The organism is Streptomyces sp. SID5643 (assembly GCF_009872555.1).
Taxonomy (GTDB): Bacteria; Actinomycetota; Actinomycetes; order Streptomycetales; family Streptomycetaceae; genus Streptomyces; species Streptomyces iakyrus.
Genome location: NZ_WWIC01000137.1, coordinates 1 through 1,816 on the forward strand (window position 1 = coordinate 1; position 1,816 = coordinate 1,816).

At 69.8% G+C, this 1,816-nt stretch carries 1 protein-coding gene; it reads right to left on the reverse strand.

Annotated elements, in window-relative coordinates; translation table 11 throughout:
- Positions 1–1,816 (reverse strand): amino acid adenylation domain-containing protein (locus GTY56_RS16760; RefSeq protein ID WP_161366192.1); only part of this gene is annotated, 1,816 nt, incomplete at both ends.

Consider the following 1,816-nt stretch of genomic DNA (forward strand, 5'->3'; position numbering starts at 1 on the left):
GCCTTCCTGGAGGGGTGCGAGCGGGTAGACGTCGGCCACGTTGGCCGCCCCGCCGTCGACGCCCGAGACGACCCGCTCGATCTCCTCGGCCGACAGGTCCACCAGCGGCAGCATCTCCGGCGTGATCACAGTCGCGCCCGCGGGGATGAGGTTCTCCGGCACCGCGACCCGTTCGGCACCGGCCGACAGCGCGAGCCCGGCCGGGGTCGGGGCCAGGAACAGTGCGCGCACCGACACCGAAACGCCCCGGGCGCGCAGGACCTGGACGAGCTGGATCGCCATCAGCGAATGCCCACCCAGCGTGAAGAAGTTGTCGTCGACACCTACCTTCTCCAAGCCGAGGACCTGCGCAAACGCGGCGCACAGGATCTCCTCCCGCGCATTGGCCGGGCCACGGCCCGCACCCGCCGAACGCGCGTGGTCCGGGGCCGGCAAAGCCTTGCGATCCAGCTTCCCGTTCACCGACACGGGCAGCGCGTCGAGCACCACCACGGCCACCGGCACCATGTACTCCGGCAACCGCGCCGCCGCGAACCCTCTTACGGACGCGGGCAGTTCTTCAACGGCCCCTGCGGGCACCACGTAAGCCACGAGCCGGATGTCGCCTGGTGTGTCCTCGCGAGCGACGACCGCCGCCTGGGCGACCTGGGGATGCCCGGCGATAACCGCCTGGACCTCGCCGGGTTCGATCCGGAAGCCGCGGATCTTGACCTGCTCGTCCGTACGCCCCGCGAACACCAAATCACCGTCCGCGTTCCACCGCACCACATCGCCCGTGCGGTACAGCCGCTCCCCGCGTGAGGAGAAGGGATCGGCGACGAACCGCTCCGCCGTGAGCCCGGCGCGACCCATATAGCCGCGCGCGAGCTGCACCCCAGCCAGATACAACTCACCCGTGACACCCACGGGCACCGGCCGAAGACGGTCATCCAGCACATACACACGGGTATTGGCCACCGGTCCACCGATCGGCACCGGTCCCGCCTGCTGCTCCGGCCTGCACTGCCACGCGGTGACGTCCACCGACGCCTCCGTCGGGCCGTACAGGTTGTGCAGCTCCACACCCGCACCGAACACCTCGAAGAACCGGGCCTGCACGGACAGCGGCAGCGCCTCACCCGAGCAGATCACCCGGCGCAGACCCCCGCACGCGCCGGCCGCGGAGTCGGCCAGGAACGCCTCCAGCATCGACGGCACGAAATGCGCCGTCGTCACCTGCTGCTCCCGCACCAGCGACGCGAGGTATTCCGGCTCCTGATGCCCGCCGGGGCGCGCCACCACCAAGGCCGCACCCTCCAGCAGCGGCCAGAAGAACTCCCACACCGAAACATCGAAACCGAAAGGCGTCTTCTGCAGCACCCGGTCCCCGGCCGTCAGCCCGAACCGCTCCTGCATCCATCCCAACCGGTTCACGATGCCCGCGTGCGGAACCACCACACCCTTCGGACGACCGGTGGAACCGGAGGTGAAGATCACATACGCCGGATTCTCCGGCGCCACCGGCACACTCGGCGCACTCCCCTCAAGCCCCCCGAGCTCCCCGACCACATCCGCCGAGTCCAGCACCACCACAGGACCCGTCACCACACCGGCCGTACCCGCCGACACCAGCGTCACCACCGGTGCCGCATCCTCGACCATGAACGCGACCCGCTCCGCCGGATAGCCCGGATCAACCGGCAGATACGCACCACCCGCCTTCACCACCGCAAGCAGCGCCACCACCATCTCGACACCACGCTCAAGGCACACACCGACCACCGACTCCGGACCAACACCCCGGGAAATCAGCAACCGCGCCAGCCGGTTCGCCCGC